24 protein-coding genes and 1 pseudogene are annotated in these 25861 nt (G+C 60.8%); 8 read left to right on the plus strand and 17 right to left on the minus strand.

The genetic code is table 11. The annotated features are described in order from the left end of the window. Positions 1–952, plus strand: a pseudogene (locus tag SPHV1_RS06230) (IS66 family transposase); the annotation flags it as partial. Positions 953–1106: 154 nt separating this feature from the next. Next, on the plus strand, positions 1107–2174 hold the full coding sequence (locus SPHV1_RS06235) for an alpha/beta hydrolase (protein ID WP_231634552.1): 1068 nt from the start codon (positions 1107–1109) through the stop codon (positions 2172–2174). A gap of 147 nt (positions 2175–2321) precedes the next feature. Here SPHV1_RS06235 and SPHV1_RS06240 read toward each other — a convergent pair whose 3' ends face one another. From SPHV1_RS06240 to SPHV1_RS06250, 3 genes are read right to left on the minus strand one after another with little or no spacing between them, the layout of a single operon-like run. Further along, positions 2322–2558 (minus strand): hypothetical protein, encoded by a 237-nt coding sequence (locus tag SPHV1_RS06240; protein WP_369817875.1) that lies wholly within the window; start codon positions 2556–2558, stop codon positions 2322–2324. Positions 2559–2596: 38 nt separating this feature from the next. Further along, a complete protein-coding gene (locus tag SPHV1_RS06245) occupies positions 2597–3835 on the minus strand; it encodes an SRPBCC family protein (RefSeq protein WP_054945183.1) in 1239 nt (412 codons plus the stop codon). Continuing rightward, a complete protein-coding gene (locus tag SPHV1_RS06250) occupies positions 3832–4209 on the minus strand; it encodes a hypothetical protein (protein ID WP_054945184.1) in 378 nt (125 codons plus the stop codon). The genes SPHV1_RS06245 and SPHV1_RS06250 overlap by 4 nt, the downstream gene beginning before the upstream one ends. A 109-nt stretch (positions 4210–4318) precedes the next feature. Here SPHV1_RS06250 and SPHV1_RS06255 point away from each other — a divergent pair, with 109 nt between their 5' ends. Beyond that, positions 4319–5245 carry a LysR family transcriptional regulator gene (locus SPHV1_RS06255; protein ID WP_054945185.1) on the plus strand — a complete coding sequence of 309 codons (927 nt, stop codon included), beginning with the start codon at positions 4319–4321 and terminating at the stop codon, positions 5243–5245. Positions 5246–5846: 601 nt separating this feature from the next. On the opposite strand, the gene SPHV1_RS06265 is transcribed toward SPHV1_RS06255, so the two are convergent. The 5 genes from SPHV1_RS06265 to SPHV1_RS06285 form a co-directional block, all read right to left on the minus strand. Then, the gene (locus SPHV1_RS06265; protein WP_054945187.1) at positions 5847–6818 is read right to left on the minus strand and encodes a PDR/VanB family oxidoreductase; all 972 of its coding nucleotides are present in this window, start codon (positions 6816–6818) and stop codon (positions 5847–5849) included. Positions 6819–6835: 17 nt separating this feature from the next. After that, complete coding sequence (locus SPHV1_RS06270) at positions 6836–7684, minus strand: alpha/beta fold hydrolase (RefSeq protein ID WP_054945188.1); 849 nt, start codon at positions 7682–7684, stop codon at positions 6836–6838. A gap of 14 nt (positions 7685–7698) precedes the next feature. Continuing rightward, positions 7699–8439 (minus strand): SDR family NAD(P)-dependent oxidoreductase, encoded by a 741-nt coding sequence (locus tag SPHV1_RS06275; RefSeq protein ID WP_054945189.1) that lies wholly within the window; start codon positions 8437–8439, stop codon positions 7699–7701. Between the two features lie 78 nt (positions 8440–8517). Beyond that, positions 8518–9072, minus strand: a complete 555-nt coding sequence (locus SPHV1_RS06280) for a 3-phenylpropionate/cinnamic acid dioxygenase subunit beta (protein ID WP_054945190.1) — start codon at positions 9070–9072, stop codon at positions 8518–8520. Further along, the gene (locus SPHV1_RS06285; RefSeq protein WP_054945191.1) at positions 9072–10448 is read right to left on the minus strand and encodes a Rieske 2Fe-2S domain-containing protein; all 1377 of its coding nucleotides are present in this window, start codon (positions 10446–10448) and stop codon (positions 9072–9074) included. The genes SPHV1_RS06280 and SPHV1_RS06285 overlap by 1 nt, the downstream gene beginning before the upstream one ends. A gap of 142 nt (positions 10449–10590) precedes the next feature. Here SPHV1_RS06285 and SPHV1_RS06290 point away from each other — a divergent pair, with 142 nt between their 5' ends. Both SPHV1_RS06290 and SPHV1_RS06295 read left to right on the plus strand, forming a co-directional pair. Next, a complete protein-coding gene (locus tag SPHV1_RS06290) occupies positions 10591–11034 on the plus strand; it encodes a nuclear transport factor 2 family protein (RefSeq protein WP_054945192.1) in 444 nt (147 codons plus the stop codon). Continuing rightward, a complete protein-coding gene (locus SPHV1_RS06295) occupies positions 11031–11753 on the plus strand; it encodes a GntR family transcriptional regulator (RefSeq protein WP_054945193.1) in 723 nt (240 codons plus the stop codon). The genes SPHV1_RS06290 and SPHV1_RS06295 overlap by 4 nt, the downstream gene beginning before the upstream one ends. 12 nt (positions 11754–11765) lie before the next feature. Here SPHV1_RS06295 and SPHV1_RS06300 read toward each other — a convergent pair whose 3' ends face one another. From SPHV1_RS06300 to SPHV1_RS06330, 7 genes are read right to left on the minus strand one after another with little or no spacing between them, the layout of a single operon-like run. Next, a complete protein-coding gene (locus SPHV1_RS06300; RefSeq protein WP_054945194.1) occupies positions 11766–13121 on the minus strand; it encodes an MFS transporter in 1356 nt (451 codons plus the stop codon). Then, positions 13118–14503, minus strand: coding sequence for an NAD-dependent succinate-semialdehyde dehydrogenase (locus tag SPHV1_RS06305; RefSeq protein WP_082430877.1), 1386 nt, complete (start codon positions 14501–14503; stop codon positions 13118–13120). The genes SPHV1_RS06300 and SPHV1_RS06305 overlap by 4 nt, the downstream gene beginning before the upstream one ends. Positions 14504–14523: 20 nt before the next feature. Next, on the minus strand, positions 14524–15393 hold the full coding sequence (gene hpaI, locus SPHV1_RS06310) for a 4-hydroxy-2-oxoheptanedioate aldolase (RefSeq protein ID WP_304437720.1): 870 nt from the start codon (positions 15391–15393) through the stop codon (positions 14524–14526). Then, the gene (hpaH, locus tag SPHV1_RS06315) at positions 15350–16174 is read right to left on the minus strand and encodes a 2-oxo-hept-4-ene-1,7-dioate hydratase (RefSeq protein ID WP_054945213.1); all 825 of its coding nucleotides are present in this window, start codon (positions 16172–16174) and stop codon (positions 15350–15352) included. Before hpaH ends, hpaI begins: the two co-directional genes overlap by 44 nt. Before the next feature lie 26 nt (positions 16175–16200). Beyond that, positions 16201–17292, minus strand: coding sequence for a cupin domain-containing protein (locus SPHV1_RS06320; RefSeq protein WP_054945195.1), 1092 nt, complete (start codon positions 17290–17292; stop codon positions 16201–16203). 21 nt (positions 17293–17313) lie between these two features. Next, positions 17314–18303 carry an ornithine cyclodeaminase family protein gene (locus SPHV1_RS06325; protein ID WP_054945196.1) on the minus strand — a complete coding sequence of 330 codons (990 nt, stop codon included), beginning with the start codon at positions 18301–18303 and terminating at the stop codon, positions 17314–17316. A gap of 3 nt (positions 18304–18306) precedes the next feature. After that, positions 18307–18840 (minus strand): hypothetical protein, encoded by a 534-nt coding sequence (locus SPHV1_RS06330; protein WP_231634553.1) that lies wholly within the window; start codon positions 18838–18840, stop codon positions 18307–18309. Positions 18841–18958: 118 nt separating this feature from the next. On the opposite strand from SPHV1_RS06330, the gene SPHV1_RS06335 reads away from it, so the two are divergent. Then, positions 18959–19885 carry a LysR substrate-binding domain-containing protein gene (locus tag SPHV1_RS06335; protein WP_054945198.1) on the plus strand — a complete coding sequence of 309 codons (927 nt, stop codon included), beginning with the start codon at positions 18959–18961 and terminating at the stop codon, positions 19883–19885. Between the two features lie 197 nt (positions 19886–20082). Here the strand turns inward: SPHV1_RS06335 and SPHV1_RS06340 are convergent, their stop codons facing one another. Together SPHV1_RS06340 and SPHV1_RS06345 are read right to left on the minus strand one after the other, a co-directional pair. After that, complete coding sequence (locus SPHV1_RS06340; protein ID WP_054945199.1) at positions 20083–21003, minus strand: LysR family transcriptional regulator; 921 nt, start codon at positions 21001–21003, stop codon at positions 20083–20085. A 26-nt stretch (positions 21004–21029) separates the two neighbouring features. Beyond that, entirely contained in the window at positions 21030–22733 is a 1704-nt protein-coding gene (locus SPHV1_RS06345; protein WP_231634554.1) for an amidohydrolase family protein, read from the minus strand. A gap of 210 nt (positions 22734–22943) precedes the next feature. Here SPHV1_RS06345 and SPHV1_RS06350 point away from each other — a divergent pair, with 210 nt between their 5' ends. Together SPHV1_RS06350 and SPHV1_RS06355 are read left to right on the plus strand one after the other, a co-directional pair. Then, on the plus strand, positions 22944–24149 hold the full coding sequence (locus tag SPHV1_RS06350; protein ID WP_197277664.1) for a multidrug effflux MFS transporter: 1206 nt from the start codon (positions 22944–22946) through the stop codon (positions 24147–24149). Between the two features lie 299 nt (positions 24150–24448). Next, on the plus strand, positions 24449–25858 hold the full coding sequence (locus SPHV1_RS06355; RefSeq protein WP_054945201.1) for an SRPBCC family protein: 1410 nt from the start codon (positions 24449–24451) through the stop codon (positions 25856–25858). The last annotated feature ends 3 nt before the right edge of the window (positions 25859–25861 follow it).

A 25861-nucleotide genomic window follows, 5' to 3' on the forward strand; every position in this document is an offset into this window, starting at 1 on the left:
TTTACTCTGTCATCAACACCAGGTCGGCGCGGCAACGTTCGCGCTGATGCCGCTCTACGGGCTGATCGAGGCCCATGTGCTGGCCGCAGAGCGATTGCACGGCGACGATACGACCGTGCCAGTCATGGCCAAGGGCAAGACCGATACGGCAAGGCTCTGGACCTACGTCCGCGATGATCGGCCCTTCGCCGGATCCGATCCGCCGGCGGCGCTATTCAATTACTCCCGTGACCGAAGAGGCGAACATCCCCAAGCGCATCTCGCGTCCTGGTCTGGGATCCTGCAGGCCGATGCCTATGGCGGGTACAACGAGCTCTATGCCGAGGGCAGCCAGCCCGGGCCCATCCTCGAGGCGGGCTGCTTCGCCCATGCGCGGCGCAAGTTCTTCGAGCTGGCCGATGTCGCCGCCGCGGCCCGGCACAGGAGCCGCAACGAGCGTACCGACATGATCTACCCGATCGCGCTGGAGGCGGTGCAGCGGATCGATGCCCTGTTCGATATCGAGCGCGGCATCAACGGCAAGCCCGCCGCCGAGCGGCTTGCCATCCGCCAGGAGCTCAGCGCACCGCTCATGGCCGAGCTGCATTCCTGGCTGACCGACCAGCTCGCCCGGCTGTCGCGCAACCATGATCTGGCCAAGGCCATCAACTACATGCTGCGGCGTTGGGATGCGTTCACCCGATTCCTCGACGACGGCCGTATCTGCCTTACCAACAACGCGGCCGAACGCGCGCTGCGCTGCGTGCCGGTGGGCCGGAAGGCGTGGTTGTTCTGCGGGTCGGATCGCGGCGGATAGCGCGCGGCGGTGCTCTACACGCTGATCCAATCCGCCCGGCTCAATGACGTCGATCCTCAGGCATGGCTCGCCGACGTACTAGCCCGGATCGCGGGTTGCCCCGTCAGCAAGCTGGGCGAACTGCTGCCATGGAACTGGCGAGCCCCGCAGGCATAACGTCCGGTTGCCGAACTTCGACACTTCCGGACACGACAACAAAGCTGCCATCAGCCGCGTGGCGGCAAGCGAACTTGACGGACCTTCGATATTCTCCGCTTTGCCGCGCTTGGGCGTCGTTCTATGTGTCTCCTCAGCATAGAGTAGACTTGATATGCAACAGATTTCCAGACGTGGAGCGATGCGGCTTGCCGCTGGTGGGATGACCTCTGTTGCACTGGTCGGAATGGGCTTCGGTGGTGTCGAGGCGGCAACGCCTCCGGCTTTAGCCATCACACCTTACGTCCATCCGGAGCTGCGGAAGATCGTGCCAACGCTGGTGAAGACGGCGGGGGTGGTGCCATCCGATGCGACGATCGCCGCTCATCGTAAAGCCATGGTACGGTTCTCATTGCCGCCCCTATCAGCCCCGGCCTGGACCGAGCGCAGCATCCCGGGTCTGCCAGGCTCGCCGGAGGTGCCCGTTCTTATCATCAACGCCGCACCGGACGGCCCACCTCGTCCGATCATCCTCTACATCCACGGCGGCGGCTTCGTGATGGGAACTGCGCGTTTGAGCATTCGCGGAGCGCAGGAGGTTGCGGCAGCACTTAACTGTGTTGTTGTCAGTGTTGATTATCGCCTAGCTCCCGAGACACGCTTCGTCGGCTCTCTGGCCGACAATTACGCAGCACTGAAATGGGTGCATCAACATGCGGCTGAGCTCGGAGGGGACGCCACTCGCATCGCCGTAATGGGAGAGAGTGCCGGAGGCGGACATGCCGCCATGCTCACGATCGCAGCGCGGGATCGAGGAGAGGTGCCGATCGCCTTCCAGGCTCTTGTATATCCGATGCTGGACGATCGCACCGGTAGTTCGACACCTGTTCCGCCGTACATTGGAACGCTGATCTGGACCCCGGCTCATAATCGCTATGGCTGGAGCGCCTTGCTGGGGGTGCCAGCAGGCTCGAGACGAGTGCCGAATGGAGCGGTGCCATCACGGGTAGCCAACCTTCGTGGGCTGCCACCGACATTCATCGGCGTCGGCAGTATCGACCTCTTTGCCAATGAAGACATCGAGTACGCGCGCCGGCTGATATCGAGTCGCGTCAGCACGCAGTTGGAGGTCGTGCCCGGAGCTTTCCATGGCTTCGACATCATTCCTGGCACAACAATCGGGCCGCGCTTCAAAGACACCCTCTACACGGCATTGCGAACGGCACTGGCCGCCGCAGCGTAGCGACAATTGTCAGCTTTCCACCAAGGTCGACCTGTGAGCGACCTTTCACCGTGGCTGATTTCCCGGTGAGACCTGCCAATTCCACCTGCTCGGGCGCACACTGACGCGGCCTTCACCGGACGGCTACATTTTGGTGGCGTTGGCGTCCTAAGCTCGATGAACGAAACGACACTGCGGAAATGACAGATGGACGCGAGCAGCGCGGCGAGCCGCGCTGACGCAAAACTCAACGTGCCAGGTCGGCCGCATCGACAGTACGACGACCCCGCTCACGAAGCCGGCGAGGTCCGAAGCTAGAAACAAGACCACTCGCGCGATATCGTCCGGCACTCCGGCCCGCCCTAGCGTGAATGCCTTGGCATAATAGCCGAGCACAGCGTTCACCTGGGCGGTCTGCTGCAAGGGAAATTTTGGCAGCGACCTCAGCCGGGTTGCGCCCCGCGGGAGATACGCGCCGCAATCCGCTGCTGTATGACGGCATGACTATGACGGGGGAACACCTCGTTGTCCTGGAACTGGAAATGCTTCAGCGCGCCACTGCGCAATCCTTGCTGCGTGAAATTGATCGTCGCGCCATCCTCGACGAATGTGTCGCGTGACAAGGCGAGCTGGAACTGCTGGGCAAAGGCCTGCCGACCGCTCGATATTGGCTGGAAGAACATTTCTGCCTCCCATCGCGTACGGTCATGCGACAGCGGAAAGGCGGAGTGGACGATAAAGCCCTGACGGTTCACGAACACGATCAGGTTCGGGAAGAACACGTTCATCTCCAGAGCCCAGTTCGGATCGCGTAGCGGGTTGATCGACGGAGGAAGATCGTCGCTCAGAGGCGCCCCATCAGCGTGATCGCCAGCAACGATGAGGCCACCGAAACGGAGGGCTGTGCTCTCGATCGGTCGCGGCCTCACGTCATCATTGCCCCAGATAGAGCCGCTGCGATGCGGGCCAAAAAATTCTGCGGAAATCATCCGGCCTGACGGATTGAGGCCGGCGCCGAAAAACGGGCCGATGGTGTTTTTGTGGAGATAGCCAAGATGGTAGGATTCCTGGAAGGCGTCGAACGCCACCTTCCAGTTTCCCTCATAGATGCCGCAGATTTTGACCGAGTTCGAATATTTCTCGAAGGGGTATGGCGCAAGCTTTTCTCCCAATCCGCCCAAATAGTCGATCAGCGGTGCTTCAGGCGTTTGCGCGAAGTTGAGGAACATAAAACCTCGCCAACACGCAAGATGGATCGGCGAAAGACCACATTTCTTCCTGTCGAGATCGAAGAACATCGAGGAATCGGTTACGCCCCGCAACTCCCCGTCACGGTCGAATGTCCAGGCGTGGTAGTTGCACACAAAGCGGCTTGCACTGCCGCTATCCTCCCATACGAGCCTGTTACCGCGATGCGAGCAAATGTTATGGAAGGCGCGCAGGTTGCCACTCTTTGTTCGGGTGATGAGCACCGAGGCATCACAGGCCTCGAAAGCCTTCACGACGAAAGCGCCAGGTTCGGGGACCTCCGCCTCCTGCCCGATGTAGATCCATCCATCGCGGAAAATGTGCGCCTGTTCGAGCGCATAATGTTCAGCCGAGGCATAGGGCGCAGTCGGAACTGGATCGCTGCCTAGCCATGCCGGCGTGAGGACGGGTTGCATGCGTTCCGCGATGGTCATCGCGTGTCTCCGGTCAGCGTGAAGGGCGTTGCTGTGGGGATTATCTCTTTCAGCACCGTGAAGCCGTGGGGATAGGGAAGTCTGGAGATACGCGGCGCGTTGAACAGTTCGACAGCGATGGACGCCTCGATAAACCCGAAGGTCAGCCACAGGAGATTTCGCGGCGCTTCGGGCATGCTGTCGAGGTCGTAAGAGTCGAGAAGCGCAAAAATTGCATCGATGCGCGGCCGCACGGCATCATAGAATGCGCCGATATCCTCCATGCTCAATGTCTGGCGCTGGTGATGAAGGGCGTCGGTCGACGGCTGTGCCCATTCGGCCGCGAATGGCTGTAGATCGCTGAACTCGGGCGGCAGGGCAATGGCGTGCGGCATCTGGCTCCTCTCCGGTAAATGTCCGGCGCCCGGCGCTGGGCAAGTTGAGGGGAAAATAGGCGCGCCGAGAACGCTTGCATATCGGGCGACGCATCGCATTACTTGTTCCATGAAGGAACATATTACGCTCGATCGCCTGACCGGTCTCACAGCATTCGTGCGGTCGGCTTCGCTCGGGAGCTATACTGCGGCCGCACGCGCGTTGTCATTGTCGCCATCGGCCGTCAGCAAGAGCGTTCGACGGCTGGAGCAAGAGCTGGCCGTGTGGCTGTTCACCCGCACCACACGTTCGCTTACCCTGACGCCCGAAGGCCAGGACGTATATCACCATGGCCTGCGTATATTGCGAGAGGTGGAGGCGATGCAGCAGGCTGTGCTTGCCGCGCGCACCGAACTGTCGGGCCAGATAAGAATCACCGCGCCGCTGTCGGTAGGCACGCATATGCTGGCGCCGATTTTGCCGCTGTTCCGCGAACGGCATCCTGGCATTTCGATCGATCTGAGACTTGAGGACCGGCTCCTTGATCTGGTTGAGGAAGGAATCGACGTGGCGATCCGTAGCGGCACGCTGGCGGATTCTCGGCTGCGGTCTCGTAGCCTGTTCCCTCACCGCCTGTGCGCTTTTGCCGCCCCCGGCTATCTCGCACGTCATGGTGCGCCGACTCATCCTGAGGATGTGTTGCATCACAGCTGCGTCAACTTCCGCTACCGCAACTCGGGACAGATCGCGCCTTGGCCGTTCCGCCTGGCCGACGATCTGGTCGAGCTGACCCCCAAGGCGGCGTTTACGGTCGATACCGTCGATACTCTGGTGGCGCTGACCGCCGCAGGCGCCGGCATCTGTGTTTCGGTATCATCTTTTGCTCAGTCGCATGTCGCGCGCGGCGAGCTTGTCCCGATCCTCGACGAATATGCTGTCGACTTTCCGGTTGCGCTGCTATGGCCTGAAAGCCGAAGTGGAAATCCGGCCGTCCGCGCGCTGCTAGAATTTCTCAGGCAAACAATGACCGGGACGCAAGGCGGAATCACAGCATGACTGCGATTCCAGGATCCCAACGCGGCGACACCAGACGACGGGCATGCCCAACTTCGTGCGCACAATCTCCCGGCGTCTCGCGCAGCCGCACCACATTCATGTGCCGACCTGATCGCCCGGGGCCATGGGCAGGCAGGCCCCTCGCTCGCCAAGGCGGGACGCGGGTGCCGATCTTCGAACGGCTATCGCTCCGGGCTGCGCCAGCCGCTGCTGGGCGATTCGGTGGAAGCGGATCGCCTGACCGCAGCGTAAATCAGGGAGCGTCTTCCTGACATCAGGATGACCGATTTCAGCTGCGGTAAACCGGAGTTCGTAAGTGCAGTTTCGATCAGGCGCCACGATCAGGGCTTCGTTGTGGATCATGAAAACCGCAGCGCCCCAGCGTCCTGCCGTATACACCCGGACGGATGCAATCCGGACCGCCCCGCACGCCAGCATCGCCAGCAGCGAATGCCGTCGACAACCCTTTGTTGGCGGTACGCATCGGTAGCGCCAGGCAGCCAGCATACGCATGGGCCGAGGGTACTACCTGGCTAAGGCAGCACGCGCCTCTCCCTAAGCTCCGAGGCTGTTATTAGGTCTGTACGTGTGGCCGGAACGCTCAGATGTCCAGCACGAGCCTCGATGTCCTGGACCCCGAGCAGCAGACCATCATTCGCCTGTTCTCCGCGTGCTCCTCGGGCGTCAGCACGGAATCGCGATGGTCTGGCGTGCCCTCGAGCACCTTACATTCGCAGGTACCGCACACACCTTCGAAACAGGAATATTCGATCTCGATGTCGGCATCGAGCATCGCATCCAAGATGGACTGGCCCGGCTCGATCACCAGTTCGATGCCAGACTTGCGGCATTCCACGGTGAAGCCGCCGTCGAGCGCCGCTTCTTCCTTCGCGGCGAAATATTCGACGTGGACATGATCCTGCGGACGGCCCAATTCGTTCGCCGCCGCTTCAAAGGCGATCAGCATAGGATTGGGGCCGCAGCAATAGAAATGCGAACCTGCAGGCGCCGCGCCGATCACGGCTTTCAGGTCGGTCAACTTACCGCCCGGTTCCTGATCGAAATTCAGATGGACCCGGCCGGGAGAGCTGGCTTCCAGCGTCTCGAGGCCTTCGCGGAACGCGCACATCTCCTTTACGCGGCAGCTATACCAAAGTTCCCAAGACCGGCCCAGACGCTCGAGCCGCTGCACCATGCAATACATCGGCGTGATGCCGATGCCGCCCGCGATCAGCACGACATGATCGGCATCTTCGACCAGCGGGAAGTTGTTGCGCGGCGCGGAGATCGCGATCAGGTCGCCTTCCTTAAGCGTCTCATGAATAAATTTGGAGCCGCCTCGGCTGTTGGGATCCTTCGCGATACCCACCACGTAGCGATCCGCATCATCCTGAGAATTACACAGCGAATAGCTTCGCGACAAGCCGTTAGCCAGATGCAAGTCGATATGGGAGCCTGCGGTGAAAGTGGGTAGCGCTCGACCATCCGCACTGCGAAATTCCCACGTCTTGATACCCTGTGCCTGCTCGACCACCGCTGATACGACAGCCTCAATTCTGTGATGTTCGGTCATTTTTCTTTCCGTTCGGATCAGTCAAGTGGCTGGGTATATTTCACGAAATCGACGACGAGGCGGCAGAATTCATCCGGTCGCTCGAACGGAACCCAGTGGCCACATTTGTTGAGAATCACCAGTCGGGAGTCCTGCAAATAGTTGAGCAGGACGATCGCCGCTTCCGGTCCGCCCATAAGCGGATCGTCTCGCCCGTGAATGAGGATGCTGGGCGCGGTGATCTTTTTCAGTTCCTCATTGATGTTGATCTGGACATTATCGGACGCCCTGCGCGCTTCCTCCAGTTCAGGGCGGCTCAGCCAGGCGTCCAGCCGATCCTGCAGCATCAGTTCCTCGTCGCTATATTGCGCGCCATTGTAAAGGAACTGATGCATCATCGACCGCATCGTATCCATGCTCGGATTTCTGAACGCGGCCTGCATCGCCAGCACCGCGTTGCTGGTCCCGACGGTGAAGATCGGCGGCATCCGCACGCCAGGCGCGTGCAGCACGAGCTTTCTTACGCGGTCGGGATGACGGATCGCGAACAATTGACCCGTCTGAGCGCCGAAGGACATATCTACGATCGTCGCCTCGGCGATGCCCAGCGCATCCATGAATTCAAGAAGCGTTCGGGCATACATCTGGCTGCGCGACTCGCCCTTCAGCACGACCGGATCGCTCTTCCCGTATCCGGGCTGGTCGAGCAGAAGGCAGCGAAAATGCTTGGAAAGGGTTTCCACAACGCGATGATAGACCACCCATGCGCTCGTACCCGGGCCATTCCCGATGCAGCAGATCAACGGCTCTCCCTCGCCCGCCTCGTTGTAATGGACTTTCAGCGACGGCAGTTGGACGAACTTGCTGGTTGCGGCCTCGGTCAGCATGATATTCCCCGGGATCAGAAAGATGGTAGCGGCAGGCTGCCGAACTGGCCGCCGGTGAAGGACTCGCCCGCGGGCGACATGAGGAAGCGGATGAGTGTTGCTATCTCATCGGGTTCGGCAGGGCGGCTTGAAGGCGACTGGGCAGCGACGATCGCCATCTTGTCCGCAGAATAATGTTCAGTCATTCCAGTCACCGTGAAGCCGGGAATGACGACGTTGACGCGGATGCGATCCTCCGCATGGTCAGCGGCGAGGCAGGAAGACAGCGTATTGATCGCTGCCTTCGTCGCTGAATAGGCGACGAGCCCTTTGCGACCGAAGGCCGAGGGTGAAGAAATATTGACGATGCTTCCGCCGCCATTCTCCGTCATCGCTGGAATGCCTGCCTTGCAGAAGTTGAAAACGCCGTCCAGACCGATACGGAAGGAAGCCTGCCATTGGTCGAAGCTGATGTCGGTGATCCGACCGCCGATGCGCACGGCGGCGCAATTCACCAAGCCTCGGAGCGCCCCCAAATGGGCCTGCGCCTGAGCGACGGCATCGACCGCGCAAACCGGATCGGAGACATCACCGATCAACCCGCGCGCGTTGCCGCCTGTCGCCCGGATCAGGTCTACCGTCTCATCGGTCCGCCTCTCGTCGCGATCGACGATCAGAACGGACCAGCCGTCCTCGGCTAGCGCGCGCGCCGCCGCGCGACCTATGCCATAGGCGCCACCCGTGATGATGGCGGCCCTGTTCGCTGCCCCGGTCATTCCTCCTGCCTTTCCTTCGGCCGTGGTGCCTGCCGCCCTAGCCGCTTTATATTCTCGGTATACGGGAACGGTGCCGTTTCAGAAGAAGATGCTCAGATTCTTCGAATTCAGGCTCACCTGATCGATATAGATATGACGCTTGACGATCTGGAAGGTGTCACCGACACGGCGCAACACATCCTCTCGCTTTCCGGCCCAAAGATCCTCGTCACGCGCCAGGCGCGAACGGTAGATCAGGAAGTTCACATGCACCTCCAACTCGCCATTGTCGCGCTGCGCGCCGACGCGGACGTTCGACACATAATGCCGCGTGCGCGACGGCGGATCTTCCGACCAGGAATAGGGCGTGTCGAGCTTGCGAAGGCGCTCTGCGATTAAAGCCTTGTTCTCGTCGAAGAAGGCGCCGCCGCCCGGGGGGGCGAATTCGTTCGCCTCGTCGCCACGCGCGCGGGTACTGCGGGCCGGCATCCAATATTCCAGATCCTGCGCCAGCAACTCATACCACTCCCAATGTTTGCGGTCATCGAGCAGCGCTGCCTCATGATAGAGGAATTGCTCGACCTCATGCTGCAGCACCGCTGCCGCCATGCTGCTGACAGCGGCCGGCTTTTCGCGTTCCCCCAGATCGCCCATCACAGCACCTCCTCCAGTCGTGCATGGTTCTCGCGCAGTTCGGCCCAGTCCTCGGCCTTCATGAAATCCGCCCAGTTGCGATAAAGCCAGAGTTGGACATGCTCGTTCATCAGGGATTCGATGTGCGCGGGCTGTTGTTCATCGCCAGGGATCACTTTTCCATGACCCATGCCCATGGCATAGTGCAGGTCGTGCTGCTGGGCCATGAACGTTTCGCAACCAACCGTGCTCTGATCCCAATTCTCTCCGTCATCCTGCTCGAACACGCCGCCCGGTCCGAAATGGCGGTTGGAATTCTGCACCTGCATTCGCTGGAGTTCCGGGCTGGCCGCCTTGTCGACCAGCACCAGCTTGATGATCTCCATGCGGTCAGGGCCCAGCGGATTGCGCAGCATCAGGTCGCGAGAACCGAAGTTCACGAAAAGGTTGGGAAAGACATGGATGTTGCCACGCTGCACCCGCGCACCCAGCGGTCCCATCTTCTTCATCACTTCGGGATCGTTTCGCCACTGCGTCAAGGGCGACTGCTTGTTGAGCACGCGCTCGTCGATATAGTTGGCATTCATCCCATGACCATATTCGCCGATGACGGTGAAGCCGCCCTCGTTGCGGAACATCGTCATCGCTTCGGCCAGCCCGTCGCTGCCCTTGGTCTCGTGGAAAGTGCCCGCGCCTCCCTTGTGACCGGCCATGATACCCGAGCGATGGGTAGTCGGCCCATGATACATGTCACCGCTGTTGTCGGAGGCGAATTTCCAGTTACCGTGCATCGTCCACCGAACCGGCCCCTGCGCGACTTGCAGATCGCCTTGGTTCAGCACCCAGTCGAGCGCCCAGCGGATGTCGCCGAGAAATTCGACCAGCGGCGGGGCGTCTGCATCGAAATTGCCGAAGATCAGGCCACGGTAGGATTCCACCTGCGCGACGCGCGGCAGGCCCCATTCCTTGCGGTCGATCTCGTCATGATAATAATCCTTGATGCCCGGTACGCCGACCAGCTTGCCGTCGGTATCATAGGCCCAGCCATGATAGGGGCAGACGAAGGTCTTAGCCTTGCCAGCATCGGCCCGGCACAGGATGTTGCCGCGGTGGCGGCAATTGTTCAGGAAGGCGTTGATCTGGCCGTTGCGCGCGCGCACGACAATGACCGGGTCTTCCCCCATGCTGTTGGTGATGTAATCGCCGGGGTTGGGGAGCTGGCTTTCATGGCCGAGGAAGAGCCAGGAACGGCCGAAAATCTGCTTCAGCTCCATCCGGTAAATTTCTTCGTCGGCGAAAATCTTGCGGCTCACCAGGCCCTTGTCGGCCCGAACCAGTTCCGCCGCAGCGCGCGCCTTGCCGATGTCAAACGCACCGTTGGCGTTGCCATTACCCACGATCGCATCCTTTCAATAAAATCGCGCCCCCAGCTTCCGCATGACGCACGACTTGACGTTGTATGACAATCATACTTAGTATCGCGCCGCGGAGTCAACGAGGCCCGCAGACGGAAAAAAGAGTTTCCATTGGAGAAAAACCGTGGACGTGCAGTTGCCCGTTGAAGTCCGCCTGGCCATAGCCGATGTCCTGGGCCGCTACCTTTTTGCCGTCGATATGGGCGATGCCGAAGCAGTGCTGCGTCAATTCGTGCCCGACGCTGTCGTCAGTTATGACGACGGGCGCCGTTTCACGGGTCCGGAAGGGCTGAGGGTCTTCGCAGCCAGTGCCATTGGAGGGCCGGAAGCCCGCGGCCGCATGCACTTCAACCAGCCGTTATTTGCTGACTGGGTAGGGAGGGACGTCTTGCATCGGTCCTATCTGCTGGTTCCCCAATGTGCCGGGGACGGATCCGTGGAAATTGTAGCCCTCCGCTACGTCGAAGACCGGTTCACGCATACGGACCAAGGCTGGCGGATCGCGGAGCGCGCGATTTTTTGCAGGGATGGAAGGTCCAAGCCTCGGGACAGGGGAGAAGCGGCATGACCAAGACATCGCACGCTTATGGGACGGTCGAGGTGCCATCGGCTGCGGATGACGGCCTCGGGCCAATCCCTTTCGAAAACACGCTTTTACGACAGAAAATAGTCGCAACGCTGCGGCGAGCGATCGAGATTGGGTCACTCAAGGCCGGCGAACGACTGGTCGAAAAGGATCTATGTCTTCGCCTGGGCGTCAGTCGCACATCGTTGCGCGAAGCTTTGCGCGACCTCGAGGCCAATGGCGTTGTCACCAAGGTAACAGCGCGAGAGTTGGTGATTACGCCCTTATCGCCGGAAGACGCAGACAATCTTTACAGCGTCCGCGGCGCCATTGAGAAACTGGTAGCCCAGCAATTCATCGAGCGGGCCAACCAGCACGATGTCGACGCCTTGAAAGGCGCTCTCGCGAGAATCCGGCAGGTCGAGGATTCAGGCGAGACGGCGCTGGAAGCCCGCAGAGACTATTACCGCCTTTGGTGCGCCGGCGCGGACAACAACTACGCCTTCGAATATCTGATGAACATTCAGTTGCGGTTGAGCGTTATCAGTAGCACGAAGTTGAAGAAACCCGCTTTGATCGCTCAGGACATAGCGGAAAAGCAGATCATTCTAGACCATATTGAGAAACGCGATCTGCCGGCTGCACTGGAGGCCATATGCGTCCACGTCAGCAACGCAAAGGCCGCCGCTCGGGCGCAACAGGCGGCCGGCCCAGCCGCCTGAAGGGGCGCGTATCTATCCCATCGCCTCGTCCAGTTCCTGCAGCCGCCGCGTCGATTGCGCCGGCCGGATCAGGATAAGGGCAAGCACGGCGCCGATCACCAGCATAACCGCATTGACGGCAAGGACCTGCGACCAACTGCCCGATTCCACATTGCCCACCAGGCGACCAATCAGCCAGGGAGCCACCATCGATCCAATGGTCCCGCCGGACAGGATCATATGAACAAGCCGGTTGCGATGTCGTGCAGGGAAGATTTCGCTGAGCAACGCAGGATTGAGCGTGAAGGTCAGAATTGGCATGCCGGTGCCAATTCCGATCAGAATGATGCTGACATAAGGATCTGCGACATGAGTGGCCCCCAAAAGGGCGGCGGCGCCGATGAGGAGGCAGACCGCGTTCAGGCCCGACCTTGCAAAACGGCTGGAATAGCCTCGCCGCAGCAGCATTTGCGAAAACGCTGAGATTCCCATCATCATGCCCGCCTGTGCCAGGAACATCACGGCGAGGATCCAACCCATTTCCATCTGGGAAAAGCCGAGCGCCTTGGTCGCGAAAGTCGGCAGCCAGGCGAGGGTGAAACCCATGACCCAGTCTGCCGCGAAGCCCATCAGGAAACTCCCGTAGACGGAGCGGTCGCGCAGCATTGCCAATGCATGGCGGCCGGGAAGCGCCTTGCCTGTCTTTCCGGTCGAAACGCCACTATAGGGCCCGTCCCGGCTCAGGAGGGTCCAGAGAAACAGCATGATCACGCCAACTATGGCGCAAGCCGCGAAGGCCGCGTGCCAGCCGAGACGTTGGATGATGAAAGCCAGGATCGGGGCGGACGCCAGAGAGCCTACGAGCGCGCCCGTCATGACGACGGATGTAGGCAGATTGCGCTTTTCGGCCGGGAACCATTCGTGGCACGCGTTGATGCAGGTAGGCGTTCCGTTGCCTTCCCCAAGGCCCAGGACGATGCGGCCAACCAGCAAAGTCGTGAACGAGGCCGCGAATATGATCGGAAGCTGCGACAGCGACCAGACAGCAATCATCGCCGTGACAATGAGGCGTGGTCTGAAACGGTGCGCGAAGAAATAGCCGACCAGAACACCGCCAATGGCATAGAGAAAATAGAAGCTGCTCGCGATAAGGCCATAGCGCTCAGGCGAAAGGCTGAGATCAGCCATGATAGCTGTTGCCGCCAAACCCAGCACGGCCTTGTCGGCGCGGTTGATGGTCTGAATGACGAACAGCATCGCGACCGTGATCCACGCCCGCTTAACGTCGTCAATCGGCGCTTCAGCAGGACTATCTACCTGTGGCATCATCATTCCGTCTTCGCCATCCGCCGCATCGGGATCAGAGCGTACCAAAGTGGCACCGTTCATTGCCGTATCCACTGCATCTGGGCGTTGCAGAATTCGCGGATTCCAAAATGTGAGAGCTCACGGCCATAGCCGCTATGCTTTATCCCGCCGATCGGCACGCGCGGATCGGAAACAGCGACGGCATTGATGAACATGCCACCTGTTGCAACTTGAGAAGCGATGTCTCTCGCGCGTTCCGCATCGCGGCTCCAGATAGCACCGCACAGCCCAAATTCGCTGTCATTGGCGATGGAAACGGCATCAGCGGCGTCCTTCGCCACGATGATTGCCGCTACGGGGCCAAAGGTTTCTTCCCGAAAAACCGGCATGTCCCGTTTTATCCCTGTCACGACCGTCGCGGGATAGAACGCCCCGGGCCCAGGAGGAATTACCCCGCCCGCGAGCACGGTGGCGCCCATTGCCACACTCTGCTCCACCTGCGCATGCAGTTCGGCACGTGCTCGAACGCGCGCCAGCGGTCCCATGTCCGTTGATGGATCAAGCGGATCACCACATCGCAGGGAGCGGGCGGCCTCCACGAACCGGTGCGTGAACTCCTCGGCCACCGGAGCTTCGACGATGATCCGCTTGGCAGCAATGCACACCTGCCCGCTATTCTGGAAGCGCGCCTCGATGGCAGCGGGAACCGCGCGGTCAAGGTCGGCGTCTGCAAGGACAATGAAGGGATCGGACCCTCCCAGCTCCAGCACCGAGCGTTTGAGGTTGCGTCCCGCCTCGGCGGCGACCGATGCGCCGGCGGCGACGCCTGCGGTCACAGACGCGCCAACAATGCGCGGATCTGCCAGCAATGCCGGTATCGAGGCGCGGGTAATGTTAAGGTTTGCGAAAAGTCCGTCAGGAAAACCGGCAGCCGTAAAGGCGTCGGCCAGCGCTGTCGCACTACCCTGCACATTATCGGCATGTTTAAGCACGAAGCCATTGCCCCCGGCGATGACCGGGACGGCGGCTCGCATCACCTGCCACAACGGGAAATTCCACGGCATGACCCCGAGGACGACGCCAAGCGGGAGGTAACGGACCAGGGCCTGGCCGTCCCCGTTCACATCAGCAATCTCGTCGGCGAGCAGCCTTGCGGCATGCTCGGCATACCATCCACACAAGCGGGCGCATTTCACGACCTCGGCCCGTGCCCGAGCAAGGGGCTTGCCCATCTCCAGTGCGATCCCGCGCGCAAGGTCGTCAGCCCTCGCCTCGAGCACCGCACCCAGAGCACGAAGCTTGTCGGCCCGGTAGGCATGTGACTGCTTGCGCCAGACCTGAAACGCGAAGTCGGCCGCCGCCAGGGCCGCCTCTATGCTGGCGTCATCCAGCAGAGGGTGGAACGCCAGTTCCTCGCCGGTCGCCGGATTGACGGACAGGGTTCCAGGACCACGGGTTGACACGATGTCTGCCGGGTTCGTGCTCAATATACGTCACCTGTTTTATCGGTTTCTGCAATCCGCCTGTCGGCAAACCGCGCCGCCAACGCTTCCGCTCCGCGGGCCAAAATCGTCACGTCGGTTCCCACCGCGACGAAGGTCGCTCCAAGTTCAAGATAATGCCGCGCAAGTCCCTCGTCTGCGATCAGCATGCCCACGGGCTTACCGGCGGCCAGAACGGCGGCGATGCCGCGCTCGATCGCTTCCTGCACTTCAGGATGCAGCGCGTTACCGAGATGGCCAAGGTCAGCAGCCAGGTCGGACGGCCCGATGAACACGCCATCCACACCATCCACGTCAGCGACCGCGGAGATCTGGCCAAGCGCTGCCCGGCTTTCTACCTGCACCAACACGCAGATCTCGTCTGCCGCATTCTGGAGATATTGCGGCGTCCGGTTCCACTGGCTGGCACGCCCGATGGCCGATCCAACGCCGCGAATGCCATGCGGCGGGTATCGGGTCGCGCGAACCATTTCGCGTGCCTGATCTGCTGTTTCGATCATTGGAATGAGCAGGCTGCGCGCGCCGATATCCAGATATTGCTTCACTAGCACCGCGTCGCCGATGGGAATGCGGACTACCGGCTCAACCGGATAGGACGATGCGGCCTGGAGCTGCGCCAGCACCAGCGGGACATCGTTCGGCCCGTGTTCCGCGTCGATCAGCAGCCAGTCGAAGCCTGCACCCGCGCTGATCTCGCAGGTGTAAGGCGACGCGATTGCCTGCCAGAAGCCGATCTGAGCCCGCCCCTCCACAATCGCCTGCTTAAAAGTGTTTACCATGCGATCACCTGCCTGTTCGATCCCCGCATCACAGGAATCGGCACTCGACCCGTCCAAATCTGCCGAAATCACCAACAATATGGCTGCCCGAGGGCGCCTCGACCGGCCGGATGAAGGAGCCGGACAAAACCACCTGCCCTGCCTCGATGCGGTCACCATAAGCGGCCAGCCGCTGGACCAGCCACGACATCGACAACAACGGATCGCCCAGCACGCCAGCGCCCAAACCGGTTTCCTCCACCTCGCCATTGCGCGAGACGATGGAGCCTATCCATCCAAGATTGAGATCGCCGAACAATCGAACCGGGTCGCCCATCACGATACCGCCATTGGCCGCATTGTCGGAAATCGTATCCAGGACAGTGCGCAGCCTTCCCGACACTGGGTCCTTGCGGAAGATGCGCGTGTCGAGAATCTCGAGTGCTGGCGCGACATAGTCCGTCGCCGCCAGGATCGCTGCGGGCGACGCGTCCTTCGCCTCCAGCGGCCTCTTCATGACAAAGGCGATTTCCGCCTCGATGCGCGGCTGGATGAAGCGATCCTTGGGAATGTCCGATCCATTGTCGAAGATCATACTGCGCAGCAAAACGCCGCTGTCGGGAATATCGATCGAGAGCGCTGCCTGCATCGCCTTGGACGTGAGGCCTATCTTCCAGCCGATGACGCCATCGCCCGCCGCCTGCTTCATCCGCATCCATTCAGCCTGGATGGCGTAAGCATCATCCATGGTCATGTGCGGATGCCGGTCCGTCAGCAGGCGGATCTGTTCGTGGGACCGCTCCGCCTCCTCAAGCGCCTGCGCGGCGGCACGGACGGCGTCACCTTCCAGGGTGACGCCGCCTTCGCCGCGCATGACCGGCGGGGCTAGTTGCTGCGCCATCAGCCGACCACGGCGCGATTGGTAAGGAAGCCTTCCTCCGCGCCCAGCAGCGCCGGCGGCTCCTTCAGGCTTTCCTGCCACAGCAGCGATTCCATCGCGATGTTGAGCGGCTGGTCCTGGATGGTGAGTTCATAGACCGGCTCGTCATAGCTGGCATGGTTGTGGATCGACCAGCCCGGAGCTGACAGCATCAAGTCGCCCGCCTTCCACTCATAGGTCTTGCCTTCGACGGTCGAGCGCCCCGATCCCGAGAAGTAATAGTTCACTGCCGCCGAGGAGTGCCGGTGCGGGCGATCGACGATCTTGGGCGGACGCAGCGTCATCGTCGCGAAGAAATTAGGCGTAGTGCCATTGGTGCGGCCGGTCATCGGATTATAGAGCAGATAGAGGCGGCGGCCGATATAATCCTTGCCCAGTGCCTCCAGCTTGTCGAGATGCTCCTTCACCTGCTCCCACGGCCAGTAAAGCGCGGGGCTGGTTACAGACGGCGGATTGATGAGCCGCTCATACGGCATCATCCACGCGCCTTCCTCGTTCAGCTGGAACGTGCCGTAGGGATTGACGCGATTGGCCGCCGGTGCGGCTTGCTCCTCCTCGCGGTCGATCGACTTCAGCAGCGGCTGAGGATTTTCCTCGACGACATGGATGTTCATCATGTCGAGCAGCGCGCCATTGGAATAGGTCAGCCGGACATAAATGTCGTCGCCGGTGTTCTTGTGGCGGTAAATGCGCATCGATGGCGTGTTCCACACGTCATGCAGCGCGGTTTCCCGGCGCCGGCCACTGATTTCCGTTTCGCCCTTGCCGCGGATGACGAAGTTCACCTGGGTCGAATTCTGGCGGAAGGTCGCCGTTTCCTCACCGGGCAGCAGCACGTCCAGCGAAACCTGGATTCCAGGCGCCAGGCCGACCGACTTCTGGTTGCGCGGGTGCTGGAAGAAGGAACGGCGGCGGCCGTTGGCTGGACGCGGTAGCGCGGCGAGCCGCTCCACCTCTGCATCGATCTGTTCCTTGGTGATGACGATCGGCTCCCAGGGCGCATCCTTTTCGGGAATGGGGCCGCTGGCATCGATGAAAATGGGCTCGCTCATTGGGACTACCTTTCGAGACGGTCAAAGGGTCAAGCGTGGCGCCTGACGGGTTACGGTGGGCAGCGGTCGACCGACCCCGGACTGCCGTGCGCGGTTCAAAAGGGCGATGCCCAGCGACAGGTCGGAGATGCCCATGCCCATCGCCTTGAAGAGGGTCAGATCCGCACCGGCGGGACGCCCCGCACCCTCGGCCACGAGGGTCGAGAGGGGTAGTAGCTGCCCCCACTTGCCTTCGTCGTCGCCGAACGCCTCCATGAATTCGCGGCTGAGCTTGCGCACCTGTGGCACACTATCAGCTGCCGTGACGGTCGCGCGCTCCAGGAGGGCCGGATCGAATTCCGCGCGTTCGGGGGTGATCGCGCCGACCGCGTTGATGTGCACACCGCGCGGTAGCACATCCGCCCCCAGGAATGGCGCGCGCGCGCGGGTCGCGAGCGTGACGATGTCGGCGCCGTCGAGCGCTTCTTCGAGACTGGGAGTGGCAATCGCCTCTATTCCCAGATTCTGCTCGACACGCTCCGCCAACCCTTCACGGTTGGCGGCGGTGGGACTCCACACCGTCACCCGCTCCAGTTGCCGCACCGCCGCGACGGCGGCAACCTGCGTGATGCTCTGCTTGCCCGCGCCGATCATCGCCATGCGGCGAGCGTCGGCACGCGCCATCACATCCGCGCCAAGCCCACTGATCCCGCCTGTCCGCATCTGGCCCAGCGCGAATGCCTCGATGATCGCGAGCACTGCGCCATTTTCGGCATCGATCAGGATGAGCAGCGGCATCGCGCCGCCCGCGGTGTGCGCCCATGTCTTCGTGCCGACCACACCCCAGCCCTCGAACACCGCGCCAATGGCGTGCAGGGTCGATCCGGTGGCCCAGGTAGCGTGCGTCTTGACCATGTTGCTCGCGCGGCCGGCCGCCTCCTCGCGCAATCCCTCCCGCAGGGCATCGATCGCCTCAGGAAGCGCCATCAGCGAAACCACTTCGGCTTCCGAGATCCAGATTGCTTCGCTCATTCTTCAGTTCTTCTCGTCGAAAATGGAGGGAACGGGCGGTTCAAGGCCGAGTCCATTCACAATCATGGCGTGAGTGATGTATCGACCCACCAGGAACATGACGGCGATGGCCTGGTCAGGACCGATCTGGTCGATCACATCTTCCAGCTCCGCCTCGATATGGTTGCCGCGTCGGTCGATCATTGCGATGATCAGGCGCTGTACCGCCCGCTCCGCGTCGGACAGCAGCGGTGCGTCATCGGGCGTAACCCGCTCGACCGCCGCTACCCAATCCTCACCGAACCCCAGCTTCTTCGACAGCCTTTCATGCTGATGCCGCTCGTAACGGTTCTCCATCAACGTCGCGACAGTGAGCGCGCCCGTTTCCGTAAGCCGATCCGGTAGCGCCTTTTTCAACGCCTCGGTCATCTCCATGAAGGGAGCGAGAATGTCGGGCTGGGCGCCAGAGCATTGAAAAAATTCGCCCAGATATCCCAAGCGCTCCACCCGTGCGCGCAAGACGTCCTGGACTCCGGGAGCAAGCTCCGCAAAACCCATGCGCCTGATCCTGCTGCTCACACCCTTTCCTCCCCGCTATGAGCACGAATGATCGCTTGCGCTTTCTCCTAACGGAAATACATTATCGGAGGTCTGGTGATACTCTTGAGATATAACGATGGATTTCCGGCAGATCCGTTACCTCATCGCGGTGAGCGAGGAATTGAATTTCACGCGGGCAGCGGAACGCTGCAACGTGTCGCAACCGCCGTTGAGCCGGGCCATCCGCGAACTTGAAGAAGAAGTCGGCGCACGCCTGTTTGATCGCGATACCCATCGTGTAACGCTCACCCCGGCCGGGGAAACTCTGGTTGCCGAAGCCCGCAAAGCCCTGAAGGTGCTGGAAGAGGGGGCACAGCACGCACGTCTCACAGCCCTTGGCATGAGTGGCACGCTCACCTTCGGCTTTGGAGGTTCGGCGGTCTATGCCCTATTGCCCTCTCTGGTCCGCCGATTTCGAGATACGATGCCCGACGTCACGCTTCGTTTCCGGGCTATGTCGGTGCTTCATCAAATCGAAGCCCTTCGCCAGGGCGAAATAGACATTGGCATTGTTCGATTGCCGATCTTCGACGAACTGATCGATACCCTCTTCGTACACAGCGAACCGCTGGCAGTTGCCCTTCCCAAAGGACATTCGCTTCTTGCCCAGAGCGGGCCGGTCGACATAGGCGATTTGCGTTCCAGCCGGTTCGTCACTTACGAGCCCGCGCGCGGATTCAACTTTCAAACCGACCTTCACGGACTTTGCCGCCTGGCGGGCTTTGCGCCTGATATAGCACATGAAGCGCCCACCACAGAAGCGGTCGTCGGAATTGTCGCCTGCGGTGAAGGCGTAGCCATCATTCCAAGTTCCGCCGAACGGCTGCGCATGCGGGGCGTATTCTTCCGTCCGCTTGCGGTCAGCCGAGACGAGGCGCAACTCGGTTCAGTCCGCTTCGCCCTCGCGTGGCGCAAGGCAAACAATAGCGCCACAGTCGGCAAATTTCTGGAACTGGCGCAGTCCATGACGCCGAAAAGCGCCCCATCTGCGGACCATCTTTGACCCGTCAGCCGCAGGGCTGGGGCAATGCCATGACCGCGCCCTTTTTGAACGGCTGCTCAGAAATCCCATCGAGAGACAGGTCGCTCGACCGATCCGATGCTCACTCTGGCACATTTTTCACGTTGTATCACATTAGTTTACCGGCGAACAGACGACGCATGCGAAAGCCCTCTGTTGTCGAACATGCGACCCAGCGCCTAGTCCTGCCTGGTTCTTTGACCTTGCAGTTCTGTTCTCAGAAAATTGCAGAATGCCTCGATCTTGCGCGGCGTGGGCTCCATGCGATGCATAAGCGCCCAAATCGAACGGCCCGATACGACATCATCGGTGAATATGGGAACGAGAGCTGATGCCTTGGGGTGCGATAAATCTCCAATGCGCATCATCCGCACGATTCCAAGGCCTTCCAATGCTGCTTCAAAGGCAGTCGTCCAGTTGTCTGCCTCGAGCGTACCGGAGACGTTTACCGGATATTCGAACCCATCACGCCGAAACCACCATTGGTGCGGAGAGGCCTGGCGGACCGACACAAGGCAATTATGATCCGACAGGTCCTCCGGCCTTGCCGGCGTCCCGCGCGCTGCCAGATAGGCCGGCGCAGCGCATATGACATAATCGACCTTAACAAGCTCGCGCGCTTCGATCGACGTGTAGCCGATCTCGCCCTCCTTAGCGTCCTTGCTATGAATCGAAAGATCGAAGCCCCGATGGAGCACATCATGCCCGTCCGGACGGATCGACACCATGATACGGAGTGCCGGATGTTCGCGCATGAAGCGGAAGATGAGCGGCATCAGCACCATCTGACCAGTACCAGGGGTCAGATGGACGCGCAGTTGCCCTTCAAGGGTTTCATTGACGGACCTTACGCTCTCTCTCGCATTTTCAAGCTCGCGCACGATCGTCCGGACCTGGTCGAAATAGGCACGACCGGCTTCGGTGGGGTAAGCTCTGCCATGGGTCGAGCGGTTGAGCAGGGTAGCGCCCACAGAGTGCTCCAGCTGCTTGAGGCGCTTGCTGATCGTCGAGGCGGAACAGTGAAGCGCGGCGGCAGCGCTGGTCAGGCTGCCACGCTCGACCACCTTCAGAAAGGCTGACAGGTTGCCAAGTTCGTCCATAGGCCTCCTTCAAGGTCCGTCGCACATCAGACAGCTTGGGCAAACTCGTGGCTGCGCAGCAGCCTGCCCGGCGTCTTGCCCGTGGGTTCGCCATCGCGATAGGTAATCACGCCGGACTTGATCGTGGCGACATAGCCATCTGCCTTCTGCAGCAGACGCCGCGAGCCGGCAGGAAGATCGTAATGGGCCCGCGGAGCATGGAGATGCAGCCGCTCGAAATCGATGATGTTGATGTCGGCGCGAAAGCCCGCGCGCACGAGCCCACGATCGGTCAGTCCGACGAAATCGGCATTGTCCTTTGTCAGGATGCGCACCGCCTCGGGAAGTTCGAGTTTTTCGCCGGACCGGTCACGCGCCCAGTAGGTGAGCAGGTGGGTCGGCAGCGAAGCATCGCAGATCACGCCGACATGTGCGCCGCCATCGCCCAGCCCGATGACCGAATGACCGTTTCGGATCATGACCGGAATATGATCAAGGTTGTCTTTCGCGTAATTGACCACAGGGTGATAGAGTAAGTTGCGGCCATCATTCTTTAGCATCAGATCATAGGCCAATTCCAGGACACTCCTACCCTCGCGTGCCGCGCGCGCGGGGAGAAAATCTTCTGGCTCAGGCGCGTAATTCGGAGGATCGCCCATTTCGGACATGCGCTCAACAGTGCGGGCAAGCCAAAGGTTTAGCGGATTGGTGGTCTCGGGTTCCTCTGACAGAAGCTTGGCACGAACCTCCGGATCGCCCATCCGGGCAACTTTCTGCTCCAGCGGCAGATGCTCCAATTCGCGTTGCCAGGTCGGACAGAACATAAACGGGTTCAGCGACACGTCGAGGCCCGCCATGATCCCGATCGGGCGTGTGCAGATTTGAGGGCGCATGGCGACGCCTTCGGCGTTCGCCGCGTCCGTCAGTCGGAAAATCTGTTCCCATCCGCCGCCATGCCCTTCCTCCTGCTGAAGAACAGCGAAGGTGAAAGGCCGACCCGAAGCTTTGCCGATACGCTTTATCATTTCGAATTCGGCGGACCGTCCATGTTCGTCCATGTCGAGCCACTGATCGTTGACTTCTATGATGCCTCGGCCGACCTCACCCATGGCGCATGCCATCGCCATCAGTTCGTCTTCTCGGGCAGTGATCGTCGGCGCCAGCGTCCCGTCCTTAGACCGATTGTTGAGCGAACGGGTGGTCGAAATGCCAAAGGCGCCCGCCTCCATTCCCTCTTTCACGATAGCCGCCATAGCCATGGCATCCGACAGGCGCGCGGGCTCCCGACTGGCTCCCCTGCTACCCATCGCATAGATGCGCACGGCCGCATGAGGCACCATCGAGCAGATGTCGACATCGTAGGTACGGCTGGCAATGAAATCGAGATATTCGGGGTAGGTTTCCCAGGCCCAGGGGATGCCAACAGCCATCACGGGCTCCGGTATGTCCTCGACCCCCTCCATCAGATCGAGCAGCAAATGCCGTTCTTCCGGTCGGCAGGGCGCGAAGCCGACGCCGCAGTTGCCCATCAGTAGCGTGGTCACGCCATGATCCGAAACCGGTCGGGTCTCATGCCCCCAAGTCACCTGGCCGTCCATGTGCGTATGAACATCGATAAAGCCGGGCGTCACAATGAGCCCGCGGGCATCGATCTCCTCTTCTCCCGCGCCTTCGACCTCCCCGACCGCGACGATGACACCCTCGCGTACCGCCACATCCGCCGCGAAAGCCGCGCCGCCCGAGCCGTCCACGACGGTCCCGCCGCGTATCACCATGTCGAAGTCAGCCATCATCATCCTCGTCGTTTACCAGGCACCTCGACGGTGCATATCCGCGAGCCGAAATCTAACAGCCGCGACATGCCGGCCAAAACTCGAACTTCGAATTATGTTTTTCCTCCTTAGAAAGATGCTCTTTCCCGAGGCGGTGTACACCTCGGTCTGTGGCTTTGGAGTGAAATGATGGAATTGAAGCCCGGCACAATCGGCATGACGATCCTGCTCGCGTCGATGACAGCCATAGGTCCTGTGACAATGGACATCTATCTGGCGTCTTTGCCGCACATCGGCACGGCGCTGAATGCCCCCACCGCATCGGTCCAGCTCACGCTGTCATTCTACCTCGTAGGCTTTGCCATCGGTCAGATAATCTACGGTCCGCTTTCTGATTCTATCGGCCGACGCCCGATGTTGCTCACGGGCTTCTTCCTGTACCTCATCACGACAGCAGCCTGCGCGGCAGCAAGTTCGATCGACCTCCTCATCGTTGCAAGGCTGTTTCAGGGCCTGGGTGCCGCCGGCCCGATCATCATTGCGCGCGCGATCGTGCGCGATTTCCATTCTGGATCTGAGGCGGCGCGGCAGCTCGGCACGATGAGCGCGATCATGGGCATTGCCCCTATCGGCGCTCCGGTACTGGGGGGATTTCTGCAAGCCGCCTTCGGCTGGCGGGCAAGTTTTATCGCAATGGGCTCGATCGGCGCGCTACTAACCATCGTGGCCCTGATATTCCTCCCCGAAACGAATTCACGTAAGGGCCAAGTGGGATTCTCCCCAAAAGCGATCATCGGCAGCTTTGTCGTGGTCGGAGGCGACGCATCCTACCGGAGCTATCTGGCGATGCTTGCCTTTTCCTACTGCGGCGTATTTGCCTTCCTCTCGAGCTCATCGCATGTCCTCCAGGATGTCTTTCACCAAACGTCCGTCGAGTTCGGCTTCACCTATGCCATCTGCTCGTCGAGCTACATCATCGGAAACGCCCTTGGGACGCGGCTTGTCCCCAAACTCAGGCTCGAAGGCATGCTGCGCCTTGGCGCGACCCTCATGCTTGCCGCAGCAGCCCTCCAGGTCATCGGTCATCTCCTATTTCCCACCCATTATCTGGCCATCATCATACCCGATGCGATCTTCTTCCTTGGTTGCGCCTTCATGGTGCCACAGATCATGGCTGCGGCGCTCACGCCTTTCGGGGAACGCGCCGGCGCCGCATCGTCGCTGATGGGCTTCGCGCAAATGACGTCGGCCGCCTTGGTCGGGTCAGCACTCGGAGCAATGCTCGATGCTTCGGCCTGGCCCATGATCATTACCATGTCGATCGGGGCCATGGTGGTGTTTGTCATATTGACGACAACCACCTCCATCAGAAAGGCGGCACGGGCGGCTCAGTAAGCTCGTTCCAGCTACACCCGGACAAGCTGGCTTCGCGGGGCGCGGTGAGGCGCCAAATCGTGGCTATCGGCCGTGTTTCCGCAGCTACACTATCCTTGAACCGGCATCCGTCCTCAGCGTCATCTCGCGGTTCGGAGCGCACTTTCAGACCAGCAAAACTTCTCTTTTAGGCAAGCGCCCACCAACTGCCGCGAATAGGCTTATTTCAACGGAGGGTCGAAGCTGTTGCAGCCCCTCCCGGGCGGCAAAAAACGGGACGCGGCGCAACGCGTCATCCCAGAGCATTGGAGAGAGACAAAATGACCGTGCAGACGCGCAAGATCCAGGAAGGGTTCGGCAATGCCGCCCGTCCGCTCGCCAAGGATCTGCTCAAACTGGATTCCCGCTCGGATGACCCGATTATCACCGAAACCGGCAACCACATTCCCGAGCGGGTCAACTTCGACTTTCGCCAATATTATGATCGCGACTATGCCGCCGCCGAATATGAGAAGATCCTTCTCAAAACATGGCAAATGGCTGCACGCGAGGAGGATATTCCCAATGTCGGTAACCGGGTGCCCTTCGATCTTGGCCCCGGTTCTTTCATCATCTCGCGCAGTGGCCCCGATGAATTCAAGGCTTTCTTCAATTCCTGCCGGCACCGCGGTGCGATGCTGTGCACCAAGAAGGAAGCCGGCGAGACGATCAAATGCCCGGTGCATGGCTGGGAATGGAAGCCCAACGGCAAGCTGTCCAAGATTCCGGGATGGTGGGATTTTCCCGACCTGACGCCCAAGAACGGCGGCCTGCGCGAGGTTCGCCTCGAACGATGGGGAGGCTTTCTCTTCATCAACGCCGATCCTGATGCGCCCTCTTTGAAAGACGAGCTCGGCGTCATACCGGAGCATTTCGCAAGCTTCGATATGGAAAACCGGTACACGTCCGTCCGCATTCGCAAGCTCATCCGCTGCAACTGGAAGATCGGGCAGGAACCGTTCCAGGAATCCTATCATGTCACGGAAACGCACGGCCCGTTCGCGGCGTCGCTGGTCGGCGATACGCAGACCCAATATGATATCTACAAGAATGGCCAGGGCCACGTCGGCATCGGCCGCAATCTGACGCCAAGCGGCGTTCCGAGCATGAACTCCCCATCGGAAAATACTATGGTGGCGTCGGCCAACATGTGGATCGCTGGGATCGCTCATTTCCTCTATCCTGACGAAACGCCCATCCAGATCGATCCGACGCAGGACACCCGGCGGCAGATGGCCGACTGGCATCGCGCCATGCAGAAAAAATACTACAACCGCGAGGTCACGTCGCCCGACACGGTGTTGACCGATGTCGCGGTCTATTTCCTCTTCCCCAACACACTGCTGCACCTTTCGGAAATGCTTCCTTATTCGTGGAGCTTCACGCCGCACGCGACCGACCCGGAAATGTGCTATGTAGACCTGCGCATGCTGCTGCCCTGCCCGGTCGGGCAACCGCGTCCGCCTGCGGCCGAGCCGATCATCCTCGATGTCGCGGACAAGGTCAGCGAGAAGGCTCCGCAACTCGATTTCCAGGCCAACGTCGTGCAGGAAGACATTGACAATATGGAGCTGCTGCAACGCGGCGTGCGCGCGTCCGATCCCCGCAACCATCATTCTCATCTCGGCCTGTACCAAGAAATGGTGCTGCGCCACTGGCACGCCACCTATGACGATTACATGTCGCGCTGAGCC

Origin of the sequence: Novosphingobium sp. KN65.2 (assembly GCF_001368935.1) — a bacterium.
GTDB classification, from domain to species: Bacteria; Pseudomonadota; Alphaproteobacteria; order Sphingomonadales; family Sphingomonadaceae; genus Novosphingobium; species Novosphingobium mathurense.

What these genes read in the sequence shown, in the direction of transcription:
- SPHV1_RS06245 (WP_054945183.1), bottom strand. Translation starts at nt 3,835, where the DNA reads ATGACCATCGCGGAACGCATGCAACCCGTCCTCACGCCGGCATGGCTA.
- SPHV1_RS06320 (WP_054945195.1), bottom strand. Translation starts at nt 17,292, where the DNA reads ATGAGCGAGCCCATTTTCATCGATGCCAGCGGCCCCATTCCCGAAAAG.
- SPHV1_RS06295 (WP_054945193.1), top strand. Translation starts at nt 11,031, where the DNA reads ATGACCAAGACATCGCACGCTTATGGGACGGTCGAGGTGCCATCGGCT.
- SPHV1_RS06340 (WP_054945199.1), bottom strand. Translation starts at nt 21,003, where the DNA reads ATGGACGAACTTGGCAACCTGTCAGCCTTTCTGAAGGTGGTCGAGCGT.
- SPHV1_RS06300 (WP_054945194.1), bottom strand. Translation starts at nt 13,121, where the DNA reads ATGAACGGTGCCACTTTGGTACGCTCTGATCCCGATGCGGCGGATGGC.
- SPHV1_RS06325 (WP_054945196.1), bottom strand. Translation starts at nt 18,303, where the DNA reads ATGAGCGAAGCAATCTGGATCTCGGAAGCCGAAGTGGTTTCGCTGATG.
- SPHV1_RS06255 (WP_054945185.1), top strand. Translation starts at nt 4,319, where the DNA reads ATGAAGGAACATATTACGCTCGATCGCCTGACCGGTCTCACAGCATTC.
- SPHV1_RS06275 (WP_054945189.1), bottom strand. Translation starts at nt 8,439, where the DNA reads ATGACCGGGGCAGCGAACAGGGCCGCCATCATCACGGGTGGCGCCTAT.
- SPHV1_RS06270 (WP_054945188.1), bottom strand. Translation starts at nt 7,684, where the DNA reads ATGCTGACCGAGGCCGCAACCAGCAAGTTCGTCCAACTGCCGTCGCTG.
- SPHV1_RS06250 (WP_054945184.1), bottom strand. Translation starts at nt 4,209, where the DNA reads ATGCCGCACGCCATTGCCCTGCCGCCCGAGTTCAGCGATCTACAGCCA.
- SPHV1_RS06280 (WP_054945190.1), bottom strand. Translation starts at nt 9,072, where the DNA reads ATGGGCGATCTGGGGGAACGCGAAAAGCCGGCCGCTGTCAGCAGCATG.
- SPHV1_RS06235 (WP_231634552.1), top strand. Translation starts at nt 1,107, where the DNA reads ATGCAACAGATTTCCAGACGTGGAGCGATGCGGCTTGCCGCTGGTGGG.
- SPHV1_RS06335 (WP_054945198.1), top strand. Translation starts at nt 18,959, where the DNA reads ATGGATTTCCGGCAGATCCGTTACCTCATCGCGGTGAGCGAGGAATTG.
- SPHV1_RS06350 (WP_197277664.1), top strand. Translation starts at nt 22,944, where the DNA reads ATGGAATTGAAGCCCGGCACAATCGGCATGACGATCCTGCTCGCGTCG.
- SPHV1_RS06355 (WP_054945201.1), top strand. Translation starts at nt 24,449, where the DNA reads ATGACCGTGCAGACGCGCAAGATCCAGGAAGGGTTCGGCAATGCCGCC.
- SPHV1_RS06265 (WP_054945187.1), bottom strand. Translation starts at nt 6,818, where the DNA reads ATGACCGAACATCACAGAATTGAGGCTGTCGTATCAGCGGTGGTCGAG.
- SPHV1_RS06330 (WP_231634553.1), bottom strand. Translation starts at nt 18,840, where the DNA reads ATGGGTTTTGCGGAGCTTGCTCCCGGAGTCCAGGACGTCTTGCGCGCA.
- hpaH (WP_054945213.1), bottom strand. Translation starts at nt 16,174, where the DNA reads ATGCGCGGCGAAGGCGGCGTCACCCTGGAAGGTGACGCCGTCCGTGCC.